General features: G+C 52.9%; 1 rRNA gene. It reads left to right on the top strand.

What is annotated here, in order from left to right:
* Positions 1 to 111 precede the first annotated feature (111 nt).
* Positions 112 to 3,014, top strand: a 23S ribosomal RNA gene (locus INF73_RS20795).
* Positions 3,015 to 3,137: the final 123 nt, after the last annotated feature.

Genomic DNA, 3,137 nt, shown 5'->3' on the forward strand with positions numbered 1-3,137 from the left:
TTTGCTCTTTAAAAATCTGGATCAAGCTGAAAATTGAAACGACACATCTTTAAGGTGTGTTCGAGTCTCTCAAATTTTCGCAATCAGAAGTGAAACATCTTCGGGTTGTGAGGTTAAGCGACTAAGCGTACACGGTGGATGCCCTGGCAGTCAGAGGCGATGAAGGACGTGCTAATCTGCGAAAAGCGACGGCGAGGTGATATGAACCCTTGACCCGTCGATGTCCGAATGGGGAAACCCAGTGTGATTCGTCACACTATCGTTAACTGAATACATAGGTTAACGAGGCGAACCGGGGGAACTGAAACATCTAAGTACCCCGAGGAAAAGAAATCAACCGAGATTCCCCCAGTAGCGGCGAGCGAACGGGGAGCAGCCCGGAGTCTGAATCAGCTTGTGTGTTAGTGGAAGCGTCTGGAAAGTCGCACGGTACAGGGTGACAGTCCCGTACACGAAAATGCACAGGTTGTGAACTCGAAGAGTAGGGCGGGACACGTGGTATCCTGTCTGAATATGGGGGGACCATCCTCCAAGGCTAAATACTCCTGACTGACCGATAGTGAACCAGTACCGTGAGGGAAAGGCGAAAAGAACCCCGGCGAGGGGAGTGAAAAAGAACCTGAAACCGTGTACGTACAAGCAGTGGGAGCACCTTCGGGTGTGACTGCGTACCTTTTGTATAATGGGTCAGCGACTTATATTCTGTAGCAAGGTTAACCGTATAGGGGAGCCGCAGGGAAACCGAGTCTTAACTGGGCGTTAAGTTGCAGGGTATAGACCCGAAACCCGGTGATCTAGCCATGGGCAGGTTGAAGGTTGGGTAACACTAACTGGAGGACCGAACCGACTAATGTTGAAAAATTAGCGGATGACCTGTGGCTGGGGGTGAAAGGCCAATCAAACCGGGAGATAGCTGGTTCTCCCCGAAAGCTATTTAGGTAGCGCCTCGTGAACTCATCTTCGGGGGTAGAGCACTGTTTCGGCTAGGGGGCCATCCCGGCTTACCAACCCGATGCAAACTACGAATACCGAAGAATGTTATCACGGGAGACACACGGCGGGTGCTAACGTCCGTCGTGAAGAGGGAAACAACCCAGACCGCCAGCTAAGGTCCCAAAGTCATGGTTAAGTGGGAAACGATGTGGGAAGGCACAGACAGCCAGGATGTTGGCTTAGAAGCAGCCATCATTTAAAGAAAGCGTAATAGCTCACTGGTCGAGTCGGCCTGCGCGGAAGATGTAACGGGGCTAAACCATGCACCGAAGCTGCGGCAGCGACACTATGTGTTGTTGGGTAGGGGAGCGTTCTGTAAGCCGTTGAAGGTGTGCTGTGAGGCATGCTGGAGGTATCAGAAGTGCGAATGCTGACATAAGTAACGATAAAGCGGGTGAAAAGCCCGCTCGCCGGAAGACCAAGGGTTCCTGTCCAACGTTAATCGGGGCAGGGTGAGTCGACCCCTAAGGCGAGGCCGAAAGGCGTAGTCGATGGGAAACAGGTTAATATTCCTGTACTTGGTGTTACTGCGAAGGGGGGACGGAGAAGGCTATGTCAGCCGGGCGACGGTTGTCCCGGTTTAAGCGTGTAGGTGTGTGTTCCAGGCAAATCCGGTTCACTTTAACACTGAGGCGTGATGACGAGGCACTACGGTGCTGAAGTGATAAATGCCCTGCTTCCAGGAAAAGCCTCTAAGCATCAGGTAACACGAAATCGTACCCCAAACCGACACAGGTGGTCAGGTAGAGAATACCAAGGCGCTTGAGAGAACTCGGGTGAAGGAACTAGGCAAAATGGTGCCGTAACTTCGGGAGAAGGCACGCTGATATGTAGGTGAAGTCCCTGCGGACGGAGCTGAAATCAGTCGAAGATACCAGCTGGCTGCAACTGTTTATTAAAAACACAGCACTGTGCAAACACGAAAGTGGACGTATACGGTGTGACGCCTGCCCGGTGCCGGAAGGTTAATTGATGGGGTTAGCGGCAACGCGAAGCTCTTGATCGAAGCCCCGGTAAACGGCGGCCGTAACTATAACGGTCCTAAGGTAGCGAAATTCCTTGTCGGGTAAGTTCCGACCTGCACGAATGGCGTAATGATGGCCAGGCTGTCTCCACCCGAGACTCAGTGAAATTGAACTCGCTGTGAAGATGCAGTGTACCCGCGGCAAGACGGAAAGACCCCGTGAACCTTTACTATAGCTTGACACTGAACACTGGTCCTTGATGTGTAGGATAGGTGGGAGGCTTTGAAGCGTGGACGCCAGTCTGCGTGGAGCCGTCCTTGAAATACCACCCTTTAATGGCTGGTGTTCTAACGTGGACCCGTGATCCGGGTTGCGGACAGTGTCTGGTGGGTAGTTTGACTGGGGCGGTCTCCTCCCAAAGAGTAACGGAGGAGCACGAAGGTTAGCTAATCCTGGTCGGACATCAGGAGGTTAGTGCAATGGCATAAGCTAGCTTGACTGCGAGAGTGACGGCTCGAGCAGGTGCGAAAGCAGGTCATAGTGATCCGGTGGTTCTGAATGGAAGGGCCATCGCTCAACGGATAAAAGGTACTCCGGGGATAACAGGCTGATACCGCCCAAGAGTTCATATCGACGGCGGTGTTTGGCACCTCGATGTCGGCTCATCACATCCTGGGGCTGAAGTAGGTCCCAAGGGTATGGCTGTTCGCCATTTAAAGTGGTACGCGAGCTGGGTTTAGAACGTCGTGAGACAGTTCGGTCCCTATCTGCCGTGGGCGCTGGAGAATTGAGGGGGGCTGCTCCTAGTACGAGAGGACCGGAGTGGACGCATCACTGGTGTTCGGGTTGTCATGCCAATGGCACTGCCCGGTAGCTAAATGCGGAAGAGATAAGTGCTGAAAGCATCTAAGCACGAAACTTGCCCCGAGATGAGTTCTCCCTGAGACTATAAGTCTCCTGAAGGAACGTTGAAGACGACGACGTTGATAGGCCGGGTGTGTAAGCGCAGCGATGCGTTGAGCTAACCGGTACTAATGAACCGTGAGGCTTAACCTTACAACGCCGAAGCTGTTTTGGCGGTGAGAGAGACAGATTTTCAGCCTGATACAGATAACAGAATTTGCCTGGCGGCTTTAGCGCGGTGGTCCCACCTGACCCCATGCCGAACTCAGAAGTGAA

The organism is Enterobacter cloacae complex sp. P6RS, from assembly GCF_014982245.1.
GTDB lineage: Bacteria > Pseudomonadota > Gammaproteobacteria > Enterobacterales > Enterobacteriaceae > Enterobacter > Enterobacter bugandensis.